Raw genomic sequence first — 22,275 nt, 5'->3', positions numbered from 1 at the left:
CCATTTCTGGAACCGCGCATTCATTCGGCACGCCGAGGTCAGGCCCAATCAAGCAGCCTTATGCAACGTTCTCTGGTGATGAGCCTATGTCGTTGCTGCCACAGCGCGTGTCAGAATACCGATTGATCACCAGCCGTAGCCTGCACCGAAGGGACCATAGAATTCCGGAAAGTCAGGTCCCCAGCCGGACCAATCCCATTTCGCGTCGGCGTAGGTCTGAGCCGCCAGCAGTTGCCTATTGGCGATCCGTTCCTGAGCCTGCGTCTGGCGGTACTGGCTGTAGGCCTTCTGTGTTCCGACATACAGGCAGTTGCAGTTGATCGGATCGGCATAGACGTAGCTCACCGTGTTGCCCCGGCTGCGCATGAGGAATTTGTTCGCAGGCAAGCGCTTCAGCATTGCAACGCGAGCCGGCGTGTTTGCGGGGCGGACAACGAAGCCGGCGGCAGAGAGGTTATCTTCTTTAGACTGAACGGTCTGCGATACCGTTTCGCAGGATGCCAGCGCCAGTGATAGGCCGGCCATGGTGATGATTGCAAAACCGAGACGCCGATTGCTTGGTGCAAGTTTCTTGAAGGGCATTTTCCACTCTCCATTGGGGATTTGACGAGGGGAGTTTCGTCAGTTCTCGTCCGTTCGAAAATCATACGGGTAGACATCCGCCCTATGCGTTCGTATGGGGCGAGCTAAACTTCATGACTTGGTGAGTGTGAGAGCCTTTACGCCGACTGCGAAATTCAGGCCATAGCCTTCGAGCATTGCGGGTTGCAGCACGATCCCCGTCCCACCTTCGCCGGACAAAACCATCGCATGTGGAGGGAGCTGAAGATTTGATGCGGCAGGCGATGCCCCGTAAGCACCCGCGATTGTGGCGATGGATGCAGGATTACGCACGAGCCAGGTCATATGCCCGCCATCTATTTCGGCAACGTCGATTCCCAAGTCCTTGATCGTCCCATAGTAGCGGGTCTGGCTTCCGTCACTTGCCGAAATGAAATCGCAAACGACATCCTGATCAGGGTCGCTCATTTCATCTTTTCGGGTATCGACCACACAGACGAGCATTCCGGCTGAAGGTCCTGACGCAGCTTGGGCATGGCCCAATTGCGGGACCACCATCGTGGACAAGGTCACCACTGCGATCTTCGAAATACAATTCATAGCTTTCTCCGCTGTCGCGCTGCTGGATTGCGGACCGATGCCGGCGCGCTTCCATGAAGTCGTAACGCCGCGAAGGTTCACCCGGCTATCATCCATGAATATAGGTCGGCCAAACGAGGGTCTTGGTCCGCCCTGCCTCACGAGCGAGGTGATTGGCGGGAAGCAGCACGCCTCATTCGGCGAAATGTCTCGATGTTATCCGGCGTCGATTTCCAGCATCTCGTTTTTTAGGAGCCGACCTATGCTTCTGTATAGCTTCGGCCATCTCCTTTCGCTGCTAGGCTATCCGCATACGAACCGTGGAGACCCCGATGACAAAGAAGCGGCCCGATGGCATCAAGGCGTATAACGAACCAGCTGGCGGCTGGGGAGCCCTCAAGGCGGTTGCCGAAACACTCGCCCGGCAGCAGGTTGTCGCCCAAGGGACGGCGACGCTTCTGAAGGCGAACCAGCCGGAAGGCTTTGATTGTCCTGGCTGTGCCTGGCCCGATCCAAAGCACACATCGTCCTTCGAATTCTGCGAGAACGGCGCCAAGGCAATCACCTGGGAATCGACCGCCAAACGCGTCAGCCCGGAATTCTTCGCCACCCATACCGTTTCCGAACTGTGGACCTGGACGGATCACGAGCTGGAAAACGAGGGGCGCCTCACCCATCCGATGATCTATGACGCGGCAAGCGACCGCTATCAGCCAATCGAATGGGACGACGCCTTCGCCGTTATCGGCAAGGAGCTCAACGCACTGGAAAGTCCGCATCAGGCGGAATTCTACACGTCCGGCCGCGCCTCCAATGAATCCGCCTTCCTTTATCAGGCATTCGTGCGCGCCTTCGGCACCAACAACTTTCCGGACTGCTCGAACATGTGCCACGAGGCGACGAGCGTCGGGCTGCCGGAATCGATCGGCGTGGGCAAGGGCACGGTCACGCTTGAAGATTTCGATCATTGCGATGCGATCTTCAGCTTCGGCCATAATCCCGGCACCAATCATCCGCGCATGATGACCACGCTGCACGAAGCGTCGCGCCGGGGTACGCCGATCGTTGTCTTCAATCCGTTCAAGGAGCGGGCGCTGGAAAAGTTCGCGGCGCCGCAGGACCCGATCGAGATGGCGACATTCTCCTCGACCGAGATTGCCTCGGCCTACCATCAGGTCCGCACCGGCGGCGATCTGGCTGCGATCAAGGGCATGATGAAGTTGATCTTCGAAAGGGATGCGCTGGATCTGGCCAATGGCGGCAGCGGTGTCCTCGACCGGGCCTTTATCGAGCAACACACGGTCGGCATTGAAGACCTGCGCCGCGACGTGGAAGCGACCAGCTGGGACAATATCCTCCACTATTCCGGCCTGTCGCGCGCATCGATTGAAAGCGCCGTCGACGTCTATCTCAAGGCCAAGAATGTCATTCTCTGCTACGGCATGGGTCTAACCCAGCATGCCAACGGCACCCACAATGTCCAGCAGGCCACAAATCTACTCCTGCTTCGCGGCAATATCGGACGCGAGGGCGCCGGCATCTGCCCGGTTCGCGGCCACTCCAACGTCCAGGGCGATCGCACGGTCGGCATCACCGAAATCCCCAATACCGCCCTTCTCGACGGTATGGAACGTGCCTTCGGCTTCCGCCCGACGGGCGACAAGGGTCACAATGCGATCGAAGCGATCGAGGCCATCGCCGAAGGGCGCTCCAAGGCACTTATCTGCCTCGGCGGCAATCTGGCCGTGGCAATGTCTGACCCGACGATTACCTTCGCCGGCATGCGCAAGCTCGATCTCGCCGTCCACATTTCGACCAAGCTCAATCGCTCGCACCTTCTGACCGGCAAGACCTGCATCGTATTGCCCTGTCTCGGTCGCACCGACCTCGATACGCAGGCATCCGGACCGCAATCGGTCACGGTCGAGGATTCCATGTCGATGGTTCACGCCTCGCGCGGATTCCTCAATCCGCCGAGCCCGTTCCTAAAGTCGGAGCCGGCCATCCTCGCCGGCATTGCCCATGCCACGGTCGGCAACGGGCATGGGATCGACTGGCTCGGCATGATCGAGAATTATGACCGCATTCGCGACAAGATCGAGATCGTCTTCCCCGATTTCGCCGACTTCAACAAGCGGGTCAGGGTGCGCGGCGGCTTCCGGCTGAATGTCCCGGCCTCCCATCGCGAATGGCGGACATCGACCGGAAAGGCGAATTTTCTGATTGCCTGCGGTCTCGACGAGGACCCGAGACTGAAAGATCCGGATACGCTCGTGCTGGCCACGATGCGCAGTCATGACCAGTACAACACCACCGTCTACGGTCTGGATGATCGATACCGCGGCGTTTTCGGGCGGCGCGATGTCATCTTCATCAGCGCCGCGGACCTTGCCTCCCGCGGTCTGAAGGAAGGCGACCGGATTGATGTGCATGCCGTGGCGGAAAACGGTCTCGAGCGCTCGGTCCGTGGCTATACTGCCGTCGCATATGATCTTCCGCAGGGTTCAGTCGGCGGCTATTATCCGGAGATGAATGCCATCGTGGCACTCAGCCATTACGACCGAAAGTCCGGCACGCCGGCCTATAAGGGCGTTCCGGTGAAGATTGTCCGCGCAGAGGCGGCATGACGGCGATCCCAGGCATTGACATGGCTTGAGCAGGAGTTGGAAAGACTGATCTCATGATCGCCTCTCGAAAGCCCCCTGCCCGTCCGCCCGGTCCGGTCGTCTATATCGTCGACGACGACCTCTCCATGCGAGAATCGCTCGTCGACCTCTTCCATTCCCTTTCAATCGACGCCGTTGCCTTTGAAAATACGGAAACGTTCCTGGCCGCCGCGAGGCCTGGAGCAGGCTGCATCCTGCTCGACGTCAGGTTACCAGATCTTGACGGTCTGGCACTGCAGGCGCATCTGAACGCCAAAGGCAACAAGATGCCGATAATTTTCATGACGGGGTATGGCGATATCCCAATGAGCGTGAAGGCGATCAAAGCCGGTGCATCCGACTTCCTCACCAAACCCTTCGATCAGGCGGCGCTGATCGAGGCCGTAAACGTCGCGCTGGCCCGTGACGATGAGATCCGTCAGGGCGACACGGTAATCGATGCGGCGGCGGCCCTCTACCAGACACTGACGCCACGTGAACAGGAGGTCATGCAGCTTGTGGTGCGCGGTTTGATGAACAAACAGATCGCCTTCGAACTCGGTATTACTGAGGTAACCGTCAAACTCCACCGGGGAAACGTGATGCGCAAAATGGATGTGCGCTCACTTGCCGATCTTGTGCGGGTCGGCGAGGCGCTCGGCTACGGAAAGCAGCCCTGAATTCGCAAGCGCTGGTTGGTAGGCTTGGTGACGAGGAAATAACCCCGTTATGGGCCAACACGATGGGGATTCGAGAAGATTTCGAAGTCTTCACCACGCGCAAGCGCAATCAGGGTGATGCCGGCCGCTTCAGCCGTTCGGATGGCGAGCGCAGTCGGAGCAGATACTGCAATCAGCATCGCACAGCTCAGCATGGCGGTCTTTTGCACCATCTCGACCGATATGCGGCTGGTAACGACGACGGCGCCCTTTTCCGCCGCAACGGATGACCTGAACACGAAGCCACAGAGTTTATCCAAAGCGTTGTGGCGACCGACATCCTCGCGCGCTCCTACGAGACCGCTCCCCTCAACATAGAGACCAGCCGCATGAACCGCCCTGGTTTGGCGATGAAGGTCCTGTGCCCTCGCCAGCTCCGCCGTCGCCGCCACAATAGAGGCATGCGACATCCGGAGTTCGACCGCAGACAGGTCAGGTAGGGTACGCATCGCCTGATCGATCGACTCAATACCGCAAAGCCCACAGCCTACGGGGCCGGCGATACTGCGCTTTCTTGCGCGCAGCCGGTCTGACACATCGTCGGCGAGAAAGACCTGCACGTCGATCCCGAGCTCGCCTTCGACGACGTCAACCGAACGGATTTGCGAAGCACTCTGGACGATCCCTTCCGTCAGACTGAAGCCGATCGCAAAGTCGACGAGATCATCCGGCGTGGCCATCAAAACGGCATGCGAGGAACCAGCATAAGAGATCGCGACCGGGACCTCCTCAGGTACGAGGCGGACGGTGCTTCGCTCGAAATGGGTATTTTTGACGGAGCGGCTTGGCGTCGATTGCAGTGTCGGTCGAAGAAGGGTCATCGGACCAGCGCCCGAAGAGATGGCGATTTTTCCAGCATCCGTTGAAGGGTGCGCCGATGCATCGACAATCGGTGAGCGGTGCGTGATACATTGGCCCCACAAGATATCAGAACCTGCCGGATATGCTCCTCGCGGACCACGTTTGGGCCTTGCAAGGTTTCCATACAGCCCGAATGTCTCAAGTCCCGGTCGAGCAAGACCGCCAGAAGGAAATCGGTTGTCATCGGCTTCGGCAAGACGTCAGCTGCGCCAGCGCGCGCGACCGCAACCGCGGTGGCGATATCGCAGTGGCCGCTGTGAACAATGGTTCTGCAGGATGGGTGATGTCCTGCGATCATGCGCAAGATGTCGAAGCCCGTGCCGTCAGAGAACCTCAGCTCCGTCATGCAATGCGAAACTTGTGTTGAGGCCATCTGGCTTGCGGCGTCCGATACGCGTCTCGCCACCATGACGTCGAACCCTTCACGAACGAGGCGTTGAGCGATCTCGGCGTCGAGGGCCAGCACTGGATCTGCGATCAGCACCGATCGGCGACCCGGTCGGCCAGGGAAATCTTTCTCCAAACGTCCTTCTGCCATGTCCACCTTCCAGATCTCGAGCCAACTGCAGATTACGGCGATCGGCAACGCGTCTGAACTATACGTAGGGCTAGGTTAGCCCATACGAGCGGTAAGCCCAGTTTGATGCCCAAGCGTGCATTTGAGACACCGCGCGCGATCCTCCCCTGGCATTCCACCCCGGAATGCAGGCCGTCTCGGCCACTGGATCTAGGAATAACCGTCCCTACACTCTCGTATAGTTACGGGCCCACACACCTTCGTCTAGCGTACCCACGGTCAACCGGCGGTAATCGGCTTAAACGGCTCGCCCGGACAATCTAGCTCGCGAATACTCACGCAGGCGTACTCTCTCAAAATGTCCCTGCCGGCATGCGAACCGACAGCATGAGAAGGGTAGCCACCCTTCATCAAAGGAACAGCGGTGAAAATCTCCATCCTCGAACAGTCGACCCTTTCGGAAAATAGCTCTCCGACAGATGCGATCCAGAACACGGTGTGGTTGGCGCGGGAGGCAGACTATCTCGGCTACGAGCGGCTGTGGCTTTCAGAACATCACAACATGAGCATTCTACAGGGCTCGTCCCCGGAGGTTTTGTTGGCCGCCGTCGGCTCCAAGACTGACCGTATTCGGCTTGGTTCGGGTGGGGTCATGCTTCCGAACCATTCCGCCTACAAGGTGGCTGAGAATTTCCGGGTTCTGGAAGCCCTGTTTCCCGGCCGTATCGATTGCGGTATCGGACGTGCGAGTGGCGGAGATCCCTATTCCACCGCTCTCCTCAACCCTCCCGAAGGGATCGACTTTCCCCAGCAAGTCGGTCAGCTCGAGCGCTTCTTCCACGACGAGCACCAGAAGGCGATTGCAATGCCCAAGGTGGACGGTGCCCCGTCGCTTTGGCTCCTCTCGGCCGGCTCTCATCCGGAGAGCGGGCGCATGGCGGCCGAAAAGGGAATGGGCCTTGCCATCGCGCTCTTCATCAATCCGGCGGCGACGCGAGAAGCCGTCAATCTGTATCGACGCAATTTCAGACCTTCGCCTGAATTCCCCGAGCCGCGCGTCCTGATCGCGCTTAACTTCGTCGGCGCGGATACGCCGGCGAAACTGGCGGAACTGAAGAAGGCCTCCGACTATTTCAGGCTGATGCGCGATAGCGGCAACTATCCGAAGGCCGTCCCATCACCGGACACGCTCGATCGCATCGACTTCTCCGCAAGTCAGAAAGCCTATCTCGATCAGATCGCCAACCGCGAAGTCATCGGCCTGATCGATGATGCCGTGGCGGAAATCTCGGCGCGGGGCGCCGCCTATGATGCTGATGAAGTCATGCTGACCATGATGTGTTTCGACATCGAGGACAAGATCCGCGCCTTCCACCAGATCGCCGACAGAATTGTGAGCTGACCGACATGAGCGAGAAGCTGACCCTATCCATCCTCGACATCGGCCCGATCCGCTCGAACCAGACGGCGACGGATTGCTTCAATTCCATGATTGAACTGGCTAAGTTTGGAGAGAAGCTCGGCTATCACCGCTACTGGTTGGCGGAACATCACAACGTCGCGGCCGTCGCAGCCAGCCATACGGCCGCGTTTGCGCCAGTCATTGGAGCGCATACGGCGCGCATCCGGATCGGTGGATGCGTGCTTCTGGCGCATTACCCGCCGCTGCTCGTCGCAGAACAGATGGGCCTGCTGGAGGCCTGCTATCCCGGCCGCGTCGACCTTGGCATCGGCCGCTCGACCGGCGCCGACTGGGCGACGAGCTCGCTTCTGCGTGGCGGCACCGAGATGAAATCCGATGAAGCGATGATCGGCGACCTGCGCAATCTGCTTGCCCTCAATCGGCCAGAAGGTCTCACTGTCTCGCAGGATGACCGCGAATTCACCTTCAGGGCGGCCCCCAACGCTTCAAGTGCGCCGGCGCCTTGGATATTGGGGACATCCTGGTATTCGGCACAGCTCGCCGCGGAGCTCGGTTTGCCCTATGCCTTCGGCTATCACATCCGCGCTGAGGGCGCCAAGGAAGCGATCGCGCTCTACCGGGAGCGCTTCAAACCCAGCGCCTACCTGGCGGAGCCGAAGGTCCTCGTTTCGGCGATCGTGGTGATCGGAGAAACCGACGAAGAAGCAGAGCGGCTGGCTCGCCCGCAGTTGTTCTTCATGTCATCATTCCGATCGGGCGAGCCTGTGCAGTCGCAAATGCTGGTCGAGGAGGCCGACGGAAAGGAGTTTCCATCTCGCCACGAAAGTCTCGTGCAGATGTTTCGTCGATCCTGGATCATCGGATCGCCGGACCGTGCCGCCGAAGGAGTTGCAAATCTTGCTGCCGATCTCGGCGTGTCGGAGATGATGATCAATCCGGTGGTGTCGGCCTATTCTTCGCAGCCAGCGGACCGGGCGCCGAACCGTGAATTTACCCTTGCTGCGTTGGCTGAGCGCTTCCCTCAGTAGGCACCGAGATCGGGCGCGACTTTCCAGTGGCGCCTTCAAATCCAAGTTCGCAAAGATTCTGAGAGATCCCGCCCGAGTTGAGGTCCTCGAAGCGACCGATAACGACTTTGCGGCAATCGACTGAGACGGAGTGGTCCACAAGCTCCGCCACTATCCCAAACGAGTTACCCTTGCATCTTGAAAGTTCATTTTGGGTGGATCCGCGGTGGGTCGCGTCCTGGCACAGATCAGGTATGAATGTCAGACGACGCGCTCGTCGCGTCGCCTAAGCGTGGCGAGCTCTTGCAAGTCCAGATCCTGCTCGATATTCCGCATGACCCGGTCAGTGACGTGACCAGTCCTATACAATTTCAGAACTTCAGCGCGTCCCGCTCGAATTGCCGCCAGGATTGCCTCGAAATGCTCGGCAGACAGCGACTTCTTTCTCTCTGGCGCTATGTTGAAATGCGGGGCTGATAAGACACTGAAGAGGTAGCGATCCGACATATGGGGCAGGCCCCGCGCCCGACTCGTATGGAGGTATTCGAGCATTGCCTGATACTGAATATCGGCAATCTTCTTGCGTATTCCAGTCTCATCCCTTGCCAGTTGAGCATTGCTTTTCGGCGTGATCGAAGGAAACAGCTTGATGACGAGCGGCAGTGTCGTGCCCTGCAACAGCACGGTGACCAGTATCACTCCGAAGGCGGATGCCAATATCAGGTCTCGTCCCGGGAATTCCATCGGCAGTGACAGCGCGGCTGCCAGTGTCACCGCACCCCTCATACCAGCCCAACTTAGGATAACGGTCGCGGGGAGCGATGGAAGATGCTTGGGGTGTATTCCGAACCGCGATAGCCCTGTCCAAATCATATCCGATCCGACAAGCCACACGAAACGCGTCACGATCACGGTGACGACGACGGCCGCAACAGGAATCCCCAATGTTTGAATGCCGTCACCGACGCTCTCAAAGTGATTGAGTGCCTGGCGCAGAGACAGACCTATCAGCACAAACAGTAGAGATTCCAACAGAAACACGAGGACACGCCAGAATGCCTGCGCCCTGATGCGTGTCGCTGCGGAAAAGATCTCGTGCTGTTGCCATCCCAACATCAGGCCGGTCGTCACCGTGGCAAGGACACCGGAAAAGCCCAGTCGATCGGAGATCATATAGGATACGGCTGCAAGCAGCAGCGTGGCTGTGACGATCAACTCGCTGCTTTGGAAATGTCGCAAAAGCCGCAGGGCCACCCAACCGAGCGTCGCACCGACCATCACGCCGCCAAGCGACACCACGAAGAAAGTCGCGGCTCCCACCGGCGCGTCGAAAGTGCCACTCACCGCTGCAGAGACGGCAAAATGGAAGAGGACAAGGCCGCTCGCATCGTTGACCAGGCTCTCGCCAGTCAGGACCGTCGTCACACGGGTGGGTAGTCGCAATTTATCGAGCACGGCGCGCGCGGCAACTGCGTCCGGGGGCGATACGATGGCACCCAATGCAAACGCAGCAGACCAGGGAATATCCGGGCGCAGCCAATGGACCATCGCCCCCACAGATAGTGTCGTGAACGCCACGGCGCCCACGGCCAGCGACGAGATCGCCGCAAAATACTGTTTGAAGTCGAGCCAGACGGTCTGATACGCGCTGCTGAGAAGAAGCGGCGGCAGAAACACGACCATCACGAGATTGGGATCCATCGCGACGACAGGAATTCCGGGGATGAAGGCAAGCGCGATTCCGCCGCCAATCAGGGCGGCAGCAGAGGGTAAGTGAAGGTGTTTGGCGGCGAACGCCAAAACGAGCACCGCCATCAGCAGACCGACAAGAAATTCGTAGTCGAGTTCGATAGACATGTCGGCAGGCTCGCAGATCAGGATGCGCCAGCGAGGCCGGCACCACGGGTCGTGTTCGTAGGACCTTTTGGACCTATTTCAGCTGCGTATGACCGGCGCGATCGACCCAGAAACCAACCGGTTTGACGCTTACGCCAGGGCAGAACTCTCTCGTCGCGAGAGCCGGCCTGCCGATCAGATGGCTCGTCGCGAACCGGCACAAATGTTGCGTTCTGCTCGTGTCTGTGGCGCCGGCTGAGGAGGCGTTACCGCGTCCCCATATAGGCTACACGAAGGAATTCCATGTACCGATCTCGGCCATGGAGCGCACTTCTTGTGCCCAGCCGGACGGCAACAGCCCCTGACCATCCGTGAGGAGCCATTCCCTGTTTGCCCTGGAATTCTGTCATGACGCGATCGTAGGCCGTGATCTCCTGGCCTTCAGCAACGCGATAGACCTCGTCATGCACCACGATGTCCTGACTCAAGCGCGGCTTGATGTCGCTGTCGTGCCGGGGATGCGGCCGCCCGACGGCGAGACCGATGACCGGAACGCACCGCGCGGGAAGTTGCAGGAGCGCCGCCAGCGCCTCGGCGTTATTCCGCACGGCTCCGATAAAGCAGGTGCCGTAGCCAAGCGCTTCGAATGCCAATGCTGCATTTTGAGCGGCAATGCAGGTGTCGACCATGCCGAGCATCGTTGATTCGAGATAGTCGAAGGCCTCAAGCTGTGTGTCGTAAGCCTCACCGATCGCATAGTTGCGGCTCTGATCGGCTAGCCATACGAGCATCAGGGGCGCATCGTCGATCTGGCCCTGGTTGCCGCAAAGGCGATTGACCTCCTGCTTATGCGACGGGTCCGACACCTTGATTACACTCCAGCTCTGAAGGTTGGACGACGTCGCTGCCGACTGGGCGGCGGCAATCGCAGTCCTCACATCGCCTTCGGCCACCGGATCGGATGTAAACCGGCGAATGCTTCGATGCATCAACATATGATCGATGATGGGATTGCCGGATCGGACGAGGCTATCTGCGTCACCATATCGATCCGCAACGGCATCAGCGACAGGGCGACCGTATTTCACGGCATAATTTTTATAGTAGTCCATCGCTACGCTCGCTTGTGAACGGCTTTCGCCGCGATTGCGGTCTCAAAAATCGGCGGTCACCGCCAAGCGGCGGTAACCGTGGGAATCAGTCCTCGTTATCGATCGTGAGAACGATCTTCCCGAAGCCGCCACCTGTTTCCATTGCACTGTGGGCAGCAGAGGCGCGAGCAAGCGGGAAAGTCTGCCCGATCACTGGCCGCAATCGGCCATCGCGGAACATGGGAAGACCGTCTTCGGTAAACCGGCGGACCATTTCGCGCTTTTCTTCAGCGCTGCGCGATTTCATCACCGTGCCGATGATCTTCAGGTGGTTGTGGAGGACGAGGCCCAGAGAAATGTCTGTGTTATCCTGGCCACTGAGCAGGCCAACCTGGACCAGCCGGCCGCCGGGACGCAGACTGCGAAGGTTGCGCCCGAGATAAGGGCCACCTACGAAATCGACGATCACATCGACGCCCTGGCCATCAGTGGCATCACGGATGCCGAGCTCGAAGTCCTCGGAGTTGTAGTCGAAGACACGCTCCGCACCGAGTGCCTCGACTTCCGCCCGTCGCGACGCAGACGCGGTCGCGAAGACGCGTGTTCCCAGAGCACTGCCGATCTGGACTGCCGCCGAGCCGATACCACCAGCTGCCGCATGAATGAGGATGGAACTGCCAGGCCCGATCTCGCCAAGATGAACGAGCGCCTCCCAGGCGGTGACGAAGGATTCCATGATTGCTGCGGCCTCGACGAAGCCGAAACCTTCAGGAATGGCCACTGCCATGCCTCGGTCGACACGCGCATACTCGGCATAGGCGCCACCGCCGACGATAGCCATGACGTGATCGCCAGGCTCCACGTCCGTCACGTCGGATCCGACGGCAACAACTCTGCCCGACAGCTCTAATCCCAGCAAGGCACTTTCTCCATAGGTTTGGGTGCCGTAATAGCCTTGGCGCTGCAGCAGGTCGGCGCGGTTAACACCGAGTGCCTTGACCTCGACAAGGAGGTCGCCTGGGCGCAGCTCCGGTTTGGGAACCTCGTCAAGGCGGAGAACATCTGCCTTGACGAAGTTGTCATAGACGATCGCCTTCACTCTGCAGCGACCTTGGCGGCGGCGCGAGCGCGAGCCTTGCGGGCAATGCTTTCGGCGAAGAACGGCGTTTCGCGATGGTTGTGGTCACCACCGGCAGCCTGGCGGGCAGCTGCAGCATCTTCGAACGACTGGCCGTGCTGCTCGATGAAGGCCATGAAGGCGTCGGTCGGGTGGCAGGTAACCTTGTTGGTGTAACGGGTGCGGTTGCCATCGATCGCTTCGGCGATCAGCTCCCAGATGACATTGACCTGCGTGCGCTCGCCGGTGGGCGTGAAGACGTCGGAGATGGAATTCATGCGGCAATGGGACGGCGTGGCCTCGTCGGCGACATAGTGCTGGATGACCAGGCCCGTGCCGATCTTCTCGACGTTGATAGACATCTTGCGGCCATCATCGGTGAAGGTGGCGCCGCACGAGACGTGATCCGGCACGCAGCAACGCTGATATTCCGCTTCCGGTAGGTTGAAGAGCCAATCGGCGATATCGATCTGGTCGAGCGGGACGTCGATCTCGTGCGAGTAAGCGGAGAGCGAAAGCAGCTTGTCGGTGATGACTTTCATGGTTCTATCCTTTCGGTCTGTTTTTGCACCTGAACCCAAGGCCTTTCCGGCAAAGTTCCTGGCACTCTTGCGGTGATCTTTTCGAGCAACCCGTTGTCTGCTCTGGGGTGAAATTGGCATTCGACGGGCTTGGCCTCAATTATACTGATTAGTCTCGACCCTATTCTTTGGTCTTGGCTTCTCGCCTTCGCCACCGGCAAAGGTGTTGGAGGAAAGTCCGGTTTTTTGCGCAGAATGCGGGGAAATACAGCGAAAACGCTTGTTTCTGAGGTTTTCTGGCAAGCAGGAAATTGGACCCTACAGGCCGCAGGTATGAGCCCAAATCTCCTCAGAACGGTTTTGCCGGGAATGCAAAGATGAAAGCTGAGTTTCTTCCCACATTCGTGGATGTCGTCCAGGAAGGAAGCTTCTCCGGAGCAGCCCGCAAACGTGCCTTCACGCCGTCGGCTGTTGGAACGACGATCCGCCCGGTATTTACCTTCTACGGACCCTTCAGAGCCCAAGTGCCAAGGTTGTCGCCTTCACGAAAGCGCTTATGGCGTCGATTGGAACGCCCCCACACTGGGAACCGACGTCTTAATCAACTTTCCGAGCGACCTCGTCGCGGACGAGTGACGTCCACTGCATGATGCACGCGCAGGACATTAGCCTATACATAAGTATGGTTGTCCTGGCGCTTCGTGTGCTGGATTTTCATGCGAAATCGGAAGGAACCGCGAGACAGATGACAGTTCTTCAGACTGCGCAGAGCTTTGAAACCCCAGCCGAAAACGGATTGATCGATCCGTTCGGCAGAGCTGTTACTTACCTACGCGTCTCCGTGACAGACCGGTGTGATTTCCGTTGCACCTATTGCATGGCAGAAAACATGTCGTTCCTTCCAAAAAAGGATCTGTTGTCACTCGACGAGCTCGATCGGCTTTGCTCTGCCTTCATTGAGCGAGGTGTCCGCAAACTTCGGTTGACGGGCGGAGAGCCACTGGTTCGTAAGAACATAATGTATCTGGTCCGCCAGCTGGGCCGACATATCGGTCAGGGGCTCGACGAGCTGACATTGACAACCAACGGCTCCCAGCTGGCGCGGTACGCTTCAGAACTCGCCGACTGCGGCGTGCGGCGGATCAACGTCTCGCTTGACACGCTCGACCCGGAGAAATTCCGTAAGATCACTCGGTGGGGTGATTTCAACCGTGTCATGGAAGGGCTGGACGCTGCGCAGAAGGCCGGGATCGCGATCAAGCTCAATGCCGTTGCCCTCAAGGACTTTAACGACAGCGAGATGCCAGCTCTCATCCAGTTCGCTCACGGTCGCGGAATGGACCTCACCGTTATCGAAACGATGCCGATGGGAGAGATCGACGAAGACCGCACTGAGCAATATTTGCCGCTTTCAAAGTTGCGCTCCGATCTGGAGCAACAATTCACGTTTCACGATTTGACGTATCGCACCGGTGGTCCGGCGCGCTACGTGAAGGTTGCGGAGACAGGTGGTCGTGTGGGCTTTATCACGCCCATGACCCATAATTTCTGCGAAAGCTGCAATCGCGTTCGGCTGACCTGCACAGGTACGCTTTACCTATGTCTCGGCCAGAACGACGCCGCGGACCTTCGGTCTGTACTGCGCACTGATGGAAGCGCCACGGCCATCGATACAGCAATTTCGGAAGCGATCAGTCGCAAGCCGAAAGGCCATGATTTTATCATCGACCGCTCGAACAATCGTCCGAGCGTCGCCCGGCATATGAGCATGACCGGTGGTTGAGCCACGTTTGGTAAAAGGATCTATCAGTCGCGTTCAACAACGACGACCTCCTCCGGTGCTCCATCGCCTTAACTGACAGCTTCTGGGAAAGCCGCTGTGCGAGGCCTTCTCCGTCTCCCTGGCATTTGGATAATGACGGTCGTTGAACGACGGATCTTTGGTCAGGCGCGCTTGGGTAAAGCCAGCGCCACATCGATAAATTCGATCAGTTTGGTCAGATCAACCGGCTTGCCGAGAAAGGCTAGCGCACCACCGTCAAGCGCTGCGCTTCGGGTATATTCGTCGTGATAAGACGTCATGAAGATCATGGGAGGACGGTCTCCGTCCTGATTCAGACGACTTTGAAGTTCGATACCGTTCAGACCGGGCATTTTCACATCAACGACCATGCAGTCCACGGTAGAGCGCTGCTTGAATGCGAGGAAGGCCTCAGCAGACTCGAACAGCTTGCTTTGATATCCGAGCGATTTGATCAGGTCATCGAGCGCTTCGCGGATTGCCAGATCGTCATCGACAACGGCGATTAGGGAAGATTGGGACACTTATTCCGACTCTCATTGTTTTCTTATTGGTCTTAGGCAACGCGGACGAGCGTGGGACTTGCCGATCGTGCCAGATGTTCAGTGGCATGCTCAGTCGCGCGAACCAATTCTGCGACCGACTTCACCTGCATCTTCTTCATGACGTTTCCTCGATGCAGTTTTACGGTGATCTCGCTTATACCGAGCCTGAAGGCGATTTGCTTGTTCATTAGACCTTCGACAACTGCCTCCATCACCTCACGCTCTCGCACTGTCAAGGTCTCGAAGCGGGTTGCGACGTCTTGGTGGCGGCGCATTTCGCGTCGGCGGGTTGCATCGCGTTCGACTGCAGCAAGGACGGCATCCAGAATATCCTGATCGCGAAATGGCTTGGCCAGGAAATCCACGGCGCCCGCTTTCATGGCACGGACGCTCATGGAGATATCGCCGTATCCGGTCATGAAGACGATGGGGAGAAGGCTACCGGCACGCTCGAGATGGGTCTGGAAGTCCAGGCCGTTGATGCCAGGCAAGCGAACGTCAAGAACGATGCAACCCGCGCGATTGAGATCGGCCATCCCCATAAACTCGTTCGGGTTTGCGTAGGCCTCAGCCTCGAACTGCATGGAGCGAAAGAGGTCGATCAGGGACTCCCTCATCGAAAGATCGTCATCGAGAATATAGATGACGGGGGAGTCCGGGTTCCGCTTGCTGGTCTTCATTTCAAGCATCGGCTTTCTCCTTCGGTAATTTGATCTCAAAAATCGCGCCGCCATCGGGATGATTGTGCCCATCAAGCGAGCCGCCTATGGCTTCAATGGTACTTCTGCAAATAGAAAGGCCGATCCCCATGCCGTTTTCCTTTGTCGTGAAGAAAGGCTTGAACAGGTTCTGCTGAGCATCGGCATCAAGTCCTCGCCCTGTATCCCGAACCGTGATTGAGACGTGAGTTGCGTCGGCTGGCGCATCCAGCGTGACGGTCACCAGTTTCTTGGAGGCATCCGATCCCGTCATGGCCTGCGCCGCGTTGGAAATCAGATTTATCAGGACCTGCTGCATCTCGACGCGAATGCCGGCAACCTCTGGAAGTTTCGTCTTTTGGACGACCTCCACATCCGTTTGTTCGCGCTGCAGATCGTGGTCCATCAGCGTGAGTGTGTCGTTGACCAAACTCGCCAGATCAACGGTCTCATTCTCCTTTGGTGTCGGCAGCATCATGACACGTGTGTTCTTGAAAATGTCACTCGCCCGATTACTGTCGCGTAGGATCCGTTCTGCAGATCGCTTTGCCGATTCAATGTCCGGCGGTGTCCGATCAAGCCAGCGAATAAGGGTCTGCGAAGCGACTGCGATTGCTCCAAGTGGCTGATTGAGCTCATGGGCGAGCGACGCCGACAACGCACCGACCGTCGCCGCTTTCGAAGCACGGCTCAGTTCAGCCTGTGCATCGGCAAGCGCCTTGCGCGCTTCCTCTCGCTGCGTCACATCAACCATGCTGACGATCACACGACTGAACGCCGATGGATCTTTCGGAAAGCTGATGTCGAGAAGAACGATTCTCGGTTCGCCATCTTCGTTGAACACCTCTGCATTGTCTTCGAAATAGGTTGCTTCATCCATGATAGCCTGCAGCAGGGCCGTGAACGTATCGCTATCCTTCGGGATGATCCGGTGCATGATGCAACCTGGAACATCGGCAGCAAATGCACCAAGGAGCTCAACCGCCGCCTCGTTGGCATCAACGATTTCAATCTTATAGACGCAATCCTTCAAAAAGCCGGGGTTCGATTGCGCATAGGCCTTCGCGTCGGTCACGCCGCGAGATTTTAGACTCATCAGGAATTCGCGCAATTTCGAATAATCCCACTCCCACAAGGCGACCCGAGTGCGATCAAAAATCGCACGATAGCGGGCTTCACTAGCGCGCAACGCAGAGTTTGTCTGAAGAAGCGCCGTTCTGGCTTGGTCTGTTCGCAACAGCAACGCTGCTGTCACTGCTAGAGCGGCAAGTGCTACACAAAGGCGCAGGAAAGTCGGAAAGTCAGGATCCGACGCGTGTGTCACGAAAAATGAAGTCAACGCGCCTACCATGAAGAGCGCCGTGACGATGATCAGACCAAGCCTGTTTACGGACTCAGCTGCCAGCAGAAGCGCAATCACATATAGAACGGCTATCGCACCCTCGATCTGGGAGAACATATCGACGGCAAAAACCGCCGCAGCCACGAGCAGGGCTGTACTACCAAAGATCAGATCGTATCGACCTGCTTCCAACCTTGCCAATCTCAATTCCAGCACCTGTGTCATGGGCGGTTCCATATCTTTGAGATGAAGGATAGCTTTTCGCGGCGTCCGCCGGACCTATACAATGGTCTAGTTGCTCATTACGGGAACCCTTCGAAACGAGGGAATTCGAGGCAGAGTCGCCAAATAAAAGAGGCCGCCTTCCCGGCAGTGGAAGGCGGCCTTTGCGGATCGCGGTGGTCCGCAGTCGGTCCGAGGGGAGGGTTGCTCGGACCGTGCAGCGCCTTGGCGCTGCCGGCCTCGTCGAGGGGCGGCGATCGAGCTAACGAGTGTCAGATTAGCGGGCTGTTCGAATGAACGTAACTATACTTAGGTGTCGCCGACCATATACGTTCGCGCACGCGCCCACGGCATTTGAGGACATTCCCACGATTGTGTCGCGGGCTTCGCGTCCTGGCGATTCTAGAATTGGCGCCAGAAAAGCGGCGCCTCAAAGCATCCGATCTCGCGAGCGTCATCCAGTGAAATTCTGTTCGATCCGGCTGACTGAAGCGGACATTTTTCCTATTAATGCGGGCCCAAAGGTGGCGTCAGAGATCTCGGCGGCGGAAAGCCGTATTGATTGCGATAGGTCTGCCAGCATCACCTCCAGGTCTGCCATTGCCCTCGCCTTTGCCACAAGCGACATTTCTTCGAGCTTGGCACAAAGGCCTATGACGATGCCATGGCGCGCATGAGCGGTCATGGATTTGAGATGCTTCATCTGGGCGCCGGCATCATCGGGCCGGACACTGGGGAACGCCAACTGGAGTGCGGCGCCATTGTTCTCGCCGGGTTCGGTTGGCGGAGACATCACTGGTCACCCCACGTTGCCTTGATACGTGATTGAGAGGGGACAGCTGATGGCGCAAAGGAAACGCGGCCACTGCTATAGAACTGGGCCCAGTATCCAAGCGCCATGAAGACGGCGCCGCCAATCAGATTGCCGAGCGTCACCCAGACGAGGTTGTGGATGGCCCCAGCGAACGTCACGCTTGGTGGATGATCACCGATGAGCGCGACCGCAAAGGTAAACATGTTTGCCACCGAATGCTCGAAGCCGGCGGCGACAAAAATCGTGATTGGCCAGAAGATCAGCATGACCTTTGCCGCGGCGTTGTCGGTTCTGCCGGCCATCCAAATAGCCAGACATACAAGCCAGTTGCAGAGGATCCCTCGCGCCAGAAGTGCTGCAGAGCCAGCCGACATCTTTGCAGAGACGATACTGAAGAATGTCTGGCTGCCATCACCAAGGATGACGCCGCCACCTGCAAGATGGATGAGCGCCGCAAGAATAACTGCACCGACCAGATTGCCGATCCACGCCGCACACCAAACCAGAATGACATCACCGATTGTCGCCCGCCGGGTCAGAACCGCGAGCGTCATGTACATGGCTGTTCCCGTAAACAATTCGGAGCCAGCAAAAACGACGATCGTCAAAGCAGACGAAAAGACGATGCCCATGACCAGATGGGCCCAAGCAGGATCGACGTGAGCACCGGCGGTGAACATTAGAACATCGCCGAAGCCGATATAGGCTCCGGCCATTGCTGCGCCGATCACGAAAGCAAAAAACTGGGTTTTAACGACTTGCGCCTTGTGGACGCCAGCTTCCGCGAAACTGTTGACGGAATCTTCGTACATCGTTCGACCTCTCGCGCCCATCCGGGCGTAACATTTGAGTTGTCGAACCGTAGCCCTCATCGCACCATGGCTGAACCATACGTACGTTTAGGGGACCAGCCCTATGGTATCGTTTTCTGCGTGCTCCGCAGGCTAGTCCGGCAAGGTGAACATCGTTATCGCATGGACGAACGGCCGAGTTGCTGCCCGTATGCGGCAATCTCGCGGCCGACCACGATCCTCTCCGCTTCAAAACCACGCAATGCCGCCACAAGGTTTGTTGCCCGCCGTAGATGCGCACGAAGCGACAGGACGTCGCCGGCCGCCTTGGCCACGCCCATTGCTGTATGGGGGCGAACCACGAACGCCGCATCTCCGATCAGAGCGGTTGAAGTCCCGCTGATCCGGTCCGCCTAATAATCGAAAATGCCCTGGACGGACGGGGCCTCCTCCGCATCGATCGCCGCGATGAACTGTGGCGGAAGAAGCCTTGCTGCATCCTGACGCAACAGCCAGCGTCGCAGGTCGGAAAGTTCGCCTCGTGCAAGTGAGAATCGAGAAGACCGTCCGGATTGCCCGGTAAATGTCTGTTGCAGGTCTTGTTGCCCGGTGGAATGTGGCCGATGACGTGCGTGCGGGCCGCCTCGTCCAAATCAAGATCCAAGGGGTGGAACCCGAGCCACTCGCTGTCTGGGCTGTCTATCCCACGACACGCATGCTTCTGCCCAAAGTAAGAGCATTCATAGAAGCGCTTGACGAAAAGCTTACAGAAATGCTGGGCCCTCTTTCGCGGCCTGATGAATAGAAGACCCGACGAACGGTCAAGCCTTGCCGATATAAGCCGAAGCAATCCGGCGACTCCACGCCATGATGATCTACTGCGGCGTGCGGCAACTTCTCGCCAACCGGACCGTAAACGACATTAAGCGCGTTGTCGGAATGGAGCTCCAAGTTTTCCTTACGTGGTCTCAGATCGGTTCTTCCGAAAGACTGACAGCAATCTAAACCGCTACGTGGAGGTCTATCCCATCCGTTGCCTTGGGCAGTACAGGATGCGCGCTAGTGCTTTGGAGGGGAACAGGATTATATTATTTAAATTTATTGATTTTCAATAGCTTACGCCTGACAAGACAAATCCTCGATAGGCTAAAGTCTGGTCAAATCTATACCTAAGCGTGGTATCGCCGCCGATCGCCAGCAGCTTAGGCTGCACCTCACTGCAAACAGATCAGGCCCGAAAATGCAACGGGTGTCTGAACCAAAGTGAGGTGAAAGACATGTTTCGATGCGTCCGAATCTGGACCGACAGCGAGGGCAATTCCAAGTTCGAGGAGGGGGTCATCGATCTCCCGAAGGGTGAACGCGGAGACACATTAAGTGCGGTGTTCAAGAGCACTTCCATCTCGTTTCGCGAGACCGGGCCTGGCGGAGAATATGCCTGGCATCCTGCCCCCATCCGCCAGTTCGTTCTCACCTTGAGCGGCACGCTCGAGTTCGAAACCAAAAGCGGCAAGCGCTTCACCATTCATCCGGGCGACATTCTACTTGCCGAGGACACAACGGGCACAGGCCATCGTTGGCGGCTGCTCGGGGAAGATCCGTGGCGTCGCGCATATGTGATCCTGGCAAACGCTGCCAGCGCCGGGTTCGTCGCAACCACGTCGTCGCAGAGCAAGGAGCAGGTGCATGGCTAACGTCAACGAGAAAGCCGACATCGTTCTCATCGGCGCCGGCATCATGAGCGCGACTGTGGCGACCATGCTCAAGGAGCTTGAACCTGGGCTGTCCATGGTTGCTTTCGAAGTGCTTGAGGACTGCGCGCTCGAAAGCTCCCATGGCTGGAACAACGCCGGTACGGGCCACGCGGCCAATTGCGAACTGAACTACACGCCCCAGCTCGCAGACGGCACCGTCGATATCCACAAGGCCCTCGAAGTCAACGTCGAATTCGACGTCTCGCGGCAGCTTTGGTCACATCTCGTCCGCAAGGGCGCGATCCAGGATCCGGGCGCCTTCTTGCATGCCTGCCCCCATATGAGCTTCGTGACCGGGGACGCCAATGTCGCGTTTCTTCGCAAACGCTTCGATGCCATGACGAAAAGCCATTGCTACCATGGCATGGAGTTCTCGGACGCTTCGGCCAAGATCGAGGAGTGGGCGCCGCTCGTCATGGAAGGTCGCGCCAATGGCGAAGCGGTTGCAGCTACCCGCATCGTCAGCGGTGCGGATGTCGACTATGGTGCCCTCACCCATCTTCTGATGGCCCAGCTTTCGGCGCAGAGCGGCTTCTCGGTGTTCTTTAAGCACCGCGTCACGGACCTGTCGCGGACCGAGGACGGAAAATGGCGCGTCGAGGTGGAGGATGTCACAAGCGGTGACAGGTCCTCGACCGTTGCCGGCTTCGTATTCATCGGCGCCGGCGGCGCGTCCATCGAGCTCCTCCAGAAATCCGGCATTCCCGAAGGTCACGGTTATAGCGGTTTCCCAGTTAGCGGGATCTGGCTTCGGTGTGACGACGATGCCGTTGCAAGCCGCCATCATGCCAAGGTCTACGGTAAGGCGGCACACGGCTCTCCGCCCATGTCGGTGCCTCACCTCGACACTCGCATCATCGGCGGCAAGCGCTCGGTCCTGTTCGGCCCCTATGCCAGCTTCTCGACCAAGTTTCTGAAGGAGGGATCATATCTTGATCTCTTCGGTTCGATCCGTCCGGCCAACATTCTGCCGATGCTGGATGTGGCATTCCACAGCTTGCAGCTCGAGGAATATCTCATCGGCCAGGTCGTCGCGACCGACCGCTCAAAGTTCGAAACGCTGCAGCATTTCTTCCCGTTGGCAAAGGAAGAAGACTGGACCGAAGCCGTCGCCGGTCAGCGCGTCCAGATCATCAAGCCGAAGGGACATGTGGGTGGCGAACTGGAATTCGGCACGCAGCTGATTGCTGCCGCCGATAACTCCCTCGTCGCACTCCTCGGTGCCTCCCCTGGTGCTTCAACGGCGGCTTTCATCGCGATCGAAGTCCTCGAAAAGTGCTTTGCCGACAGGCTGACCGAAGACGCCTGGCTGCCACGCCTGAGTGAAGTCATCCCGACTTACGGCATCGACCTCAAGACGGACGCTGATGCCTGCCGCAAGATCAGATCAGAGACCGCCTCCGTGCTCGGTCTGGAATTCGTTTGATCTGA

22 protein-coding genes are annotated in these 22,275 nt (G+C 58.2%); 8 read left to right on the top strand and 14 right to left on the bottom strand.

Annotation, left to right across the window (positions count from 1 at the left end; all coding sequences use genetic code 11):
- Nucleotides 1-126: 126 nt before the first annotated feature.
- On the bottom strand, nt 127-582 hold the full coding sequence (locus tag FHT29_RS22645) for a hypothetical protein (protein WP_052212275.1): 456 nt from the start codon (nt 580-582) through the stop codon (nt 127-129).
- Between the two features lie 111 nt (nt 583-693).
- Complete coding sequence (locus tag FHT29_RS22640; RefSeq protein WP_047557350.1) at nt 694-1,257, bottom strand: DUF992 domain-containing protein; 564 nt, start codon at nt 1,255-1,257, stop codon at nt 694-696.
- A 215-nt stretch (nt 1,258-1,472) separates the two neighbouring features.
- Between FHT29_RS22640 and FHT29_RS22635 the strand changes: the two genes are divergently transcribed.
- Nucleotides 1,473-3,767, top strand: coding sequence for an FdhF/YdeP family oxidoreductase (locus FHT29_RS22635; protein WP_168600153.1), 2,295 nt, complete (start codon nt 1,473-1,475; stop codon nt 3,765-3,767).
- Nucleotides 3,768-3,820: 53 nt separating this feature from the next.
- Complete coding sequence (locus FHT29_RS22630) at nt 3,821-4,465, top strand: response regulator transcription factor (protein WP_047557355.1); 645 nt, start codon at nt 3,821-3,823, stop codon at nt 4,463-4,465.
- 47 nt (nt 4,466-4,512) lie between these two features.
- Here FHT29_RS22630 and fdhD read toward each other — a convergent pair whose 3' ends face one another.
- On the bottom strand, nt 4,513-5,325 hold the full coding sequence (fdhD, locus tag FHT29_RS22625; protein WP_047557358.1) for a formate dehydrogenase accessory sulfurtransferase FdhD: 813 nt from the start codon (nt 5,323-5,325) through the stop codon (nt 4,513-4,515).
- A complete protein-coding gene (locus FHT29_RS34970; RefSeq protein WP_168600152.1) occupies nt 5,322-5,903 on the bottom strand; it encodes a response regulator in 582 nt (193 codons plus the stop codon). Before FHT29_RS34970 ends, fdhD begins: the two co-directional genes overlap by 4 nt.
- A gap of 403 nt (nt 5,904-6,306) precedes the next feature.
- Between FHT29_RS34970 and FHT29_RS22615 the strand changes: the two genes are divergently transcribed.
- Nucleotides 6,307-7,284: an MsnO8 family LLM class oxidoreductase gene (locus FHT29_RS22615; protein WP_047557361.1), complete on the top strand. Its 978-nt coding sequence runs from the start codon at nt 6,307-6,309 to the stop codon at nt 7,282-7,284.
- A 5-nt stretch (nt 7,285-7,289) separates the two neighbouring features.
- Nucleotides 7,290-8,333 carry an MsnO8 family LLM class oxidoreductase gene (locus tag FHT29_RS22610; protein WP_168600151.1) on the top strand — a complete coding sequence of 348 codons (1,044 nt, stop codon included), beginning with the start codon at nt 7,290-7,292 and terminating at the stop codon, nt 8,331-8,333.
- Nucleotides 8,334-8,573: 240 nt separating this feature from the next.
- Here FHT29_RS22610 and FHT29_RS22605 read toward each other — a convergent pair whose 3' ends face one another.
- From FHT29_RS22605 to FHT29_RS22590, 4 genes are all read right to left on the bottom strand, one after another.
- A complete protein-coding gene (locus FHT29_RS22605; RefSeq protein WP_047557365.1) occupies nt 8,574-10,169 on the bottom strand; it encodes a Na+/H+ antiporter in 1,596 nt (531 codons plus the stop codon).
- Nucleotides 10,170-10,414: 245 nt separating this feature from the next.
- Nucleotides 10,415-11,260: a nitroreductase family protein gene (locus tag FHT29_RS22600; protein ID WP_052212282.1), complete on the bottom strand. Its 846-nt coding sequence runs from the start codon at nt 11,258-11,260 to the stop codon at nt 10,415-10,417.
- A gap of 85 nt (nt 11,261-11,345) precedes the next feature.
- On the bottom strand, nt 11,346-12,338 hold the full coding sequence (locus FHT29_RS22595; RefSeq protein ID WP_047557367.1) for an NAD(P)H-quinone oxidoreductase: 993 nt from the start codon (nt 12,336-12,338) through the stop codon (nt 11,346-11,348).
- Nucleotides 12,335-12,898: a hypothetical protein gene (locus FHT29_RS22590; RefSeq protein WP_047557370.1), complete on the bottom strand. Its 564-nt coding sequence runs from the start codon at nt 12,896-12,898 to the stop codon at nt 12,335-12,337. The genes FHT29_RS22595 and FHT29_RS22590 overlap by 4 nt, the downstream gene beginning before the upstream one ends.
- Nucleotides 12,899-13,622: 724 nt before the next feature.
- On the opposite strand from FHT29_RS22590, the gene moaA reads away from it, so the two are divergent.
- Nucleotides 13,623-14,660, top strand: coding sequence for a GTP 3',8-cyclase MoaA (gene moaA / locus FHT29_RS22585; protein ID WP_168600150.1), 1,038 nt, complete (start codon nt 13,623-13,625; stop codon nt 14,658-14,660).
- A 161-nt stretch (nt 14,661-14,821) separates the two neighbouring features.
- Here the strand turns inward: moaA and FHT29_RS22580 are convergent, their stop codons facing one another.
- From FHT29_RS22580 to FHT29_RS22555, 6 genes are all read right to left on the bottom strand, one after another.
- Nucleotides 14,822-15,202, bottom strand: coding sequence for a response regulator (locus FHT29_RS22580; protein ID WP_037198682.1), 381 nt, complete (start codon nt 15,200-15,202; stop codon nt 14,822-14,824).
- Nucleotides 15,203-15,234: 32 nt separating this feature from the next.
- The gene (locus FHT29_RS22575) at nt 15,235-15,912 is read right to left on the bottom strand and encodes a response regulator transcription factor (RefSeq protein ID WP_037198683.1); all 678 of its coding nucleotides are present in this window, start codon (nt 15,910-15,912) and stop codon (nt 15,235-15,237) included.
- Nucleotides 15,905-17,488, bottom strand: coding sequence for an ATP-binding protein (locus FHT29_RS22570; protein WP_168600149.1), 1,584 nt, complete (start codon nt 17,486-17,488; stop codon nt 15,905-15,907). The genes FHT29_RS22575 and FHT29_RS22570 overlap by 8 nt, the downstream gene beginning before the upstream one ends.
- Before the next feature lie 451 nt (nt 17,489-17,939).
- Entirely contained in the window at nt 17,940-18,188 is a 249-nt protein-coding gene (locus FHT29_RS22565; protein WP_162693751.1) for a hypothetical protein, read from the bottom strand.
- Nucleotides 18,189-18,277: 89 nt separating this feature from the next.
- Entirely contained in the window at nt 18,278-19,111 is an 834-nt protein-coding gene (locus FHT29_RS22560) for a formate/nitrite transporter family protein (RefSeq protein ID WP_037198686.1), read from the bottom strand.
- Nucleotides 19,112-19,266: 155 nt separating this feature from the next.
- On the bottom strand, nt 19,267-19,452 hold the full coding sequence (locus tag FHT29_RS22555) for a hypothetical protein (protein ID WP_162693750.1): 186 nt from the start codon (nt 19,450-19,452) through the stop codon (nt 19,267-19,269).
- Between the two features lie 221 nt (nt 19,453-19,673).
- Between FHT29_RS22555 and FHT29_RS22550 the strand changes: the two genes are divergently transcribed.
- The 3 genes from FHT29_RS22550 (at nt 19,674) to mqo (ending at nt 22,270) form a co-directional block, all read left to right on the top strand.
- The gene (locus FHT29_RS22550) at nt 19,674-19,895 is read left to right on the top strand and encodes a LysR substrate-binding domain-containing protein (protein WP_080760549.1); all 222 of its coding nucleotides are present in this window, start codon (nt 19,674-19,676) and stop codon (nt 19,893-19,895) included.
- A 472-nt stretch (nt 19,896-20,367) separates the two neighbouring features.
- Nucleotides 20,368-20,784 carry a cupin domain-containing protein gene (locus tag FHT29_RS22545; protein ID WP_037198688.1) on the top strand — a complete coding sequence of 139 codons (417 nt, stop codon included), beginning with the start codon at nt 20,368-20,370 and terminating at the stop codon, nt 20,782-20,784.
- Nucleotides 20,777-22,270 (top strand): malate dehydrogenase (quinone), encoded by a 1,494-nt coding sequence (gene mqo / locus FHT29_RS22540; RefSeq protein ID WP_168600148.1) that lies wholly within the window; start codon nt 20,777-20,779, stop codon nt 22,268-22,270. The genes FHT29_RS22545 and mqo overlap by 8 nt, the downstream gene beginning before the upstream one ends.
- Nucleotides 22,271-22,275 lie beyond the last annotated feature (5 nt).

This window comes from Rhizobium sp. SG741 (assembly GCF_012275435.1).
GTDB classification, from domain to species: Bacteria; Pseudomonadota; Alphaproteobacteria; order Rhizobiales; family Rhizobiaceae; genus Rhizobium; species Rhizobium lusitanum.
The sequence above is the reverse complement of the archived record's forward strand: the minus strand, read 5'-3'. Positions and strand labels throughout refer to the sequence as shown.

Coding starts and splice junctions, on each gene's coding strand:
- FHT29_RS22565 (WP_162693751.1), bottom strand. CDS start 18,188: ATGAAGCATCTCAAATCCATGACCGCTCATGCGCGCCATGGCATCGTC.
- FHT29_RS22645 (WP_052212275.1), bottom strand. CDS start 582: ATGCCCTTCAAGAAACTTGCACCAAGCAATCGGCGTCTCGGTTTTGCA.
- FHT29_RS22640 (WP_047557350.1), bottom strand. CDS start 1,257: ATGGATGATAGCCGGGTGAACCTTCGCGGCGTTACGACTTCATGGAAG.
- fdhD (WP_047557358.1), bottom strand. CDS start 5,325: ATGACCCTTCTTCGACCGACACTGCAATCGACGCCAAGCCGCTCCGTC.
- FHT29_RS22610 (WP_168600151.1), top strand. CDS start 7,290: ATGAGCGAGAAGCTGACCCTATCCATCCTCGACATCGGCCCGATCCGC.
- FHT29_RS22570 (WP_168600149.1), bottom strand. CDS start 17,488: ATGACACAGGTGCTGGAATTGAGATTGGCAAGGTTGGAAGCAGGTCGA.
- FHT29_RS22630 (WP_047557355.1), top strand. CDS start 3,821: ATGATCGCCTCTCGAAAGCCCCCTGCCCGTCCGCCCGGTCCGGTCGTC.
- FHT29_RS22545 (WP_037198688.1), top strand. CDS start 20,368: ATGTTTCGATGCGTCCGAATCTGGACCGACAGCGAGGGCAATTCCAAG.
- mqo (WP_168600148.1), top strand. CDS start 20,777: ATGGCTAACGTCAACGAGAAAGCCGACATCGTTCTCATCGGCGCCGGC.
- FHT29_RS22575 (WP_037198683.1), bottom strand. CDS start 15,912: ATGCTTGAAATGAAGACCAGCAAGCGGAACCCGGACTCCCCCGTCATC.
- FHT29_RS22550 (WP_080760549.1), top strand. CDS start 19,674: ATGTCTGTTGCAGGTCTTGTTGCCCGGTGGAATGTGGCCGATGACGTG.
- FHT29_RS22635 (WP_168600153.1), top strand. CDS start 1,473: ATGACAAAGAAGCGGCCCGATGGCATCAAGGCGTATAACGAACCAGCT.
- FHT29_RS22600 (WP_052212282.1), bottom strand. CDS start 11,260: ATGGACTACTATAAAAATTATGCCGTGAAATACGGTCGCCCTGTCGCT.
- FHT29_RS22605 (WP_047557365.1), bottom strand. CDS start 10,169: ATGTCTATCGAACTCGACTACGAATTTCTTGTCGGTCTGCTGATGGCG.
- moaA (WP_168600150.1), top strand. CDS start 13,623: ATGACAGTTCTTCAGACTGCGCAGAGCTTTGAAACCCCAGCCGAAAAC.
- FHT29_RS34970 (WP_168600152.1), bottom strand. CDS start 5,903: ATGGCAGAAGGACGTTTGGAGAAAGATTTCCCTGGCCGACCGGGTCGC.
- FHT29_RS22590 (WP_047557370.1), bottom strand. CDS start 12,898: ATGAAAGTCATCACCGACAAGCTGCTTTCGCTCTCCGCTTACTCGCAC.
- FHT29_RS22560 (WP_037198686.1), bottom strand. CDS start 19,111: ATGTACGAAGATTCCGTCAACAGTTTCGCGGAAGCTGGCGTCCACAAG.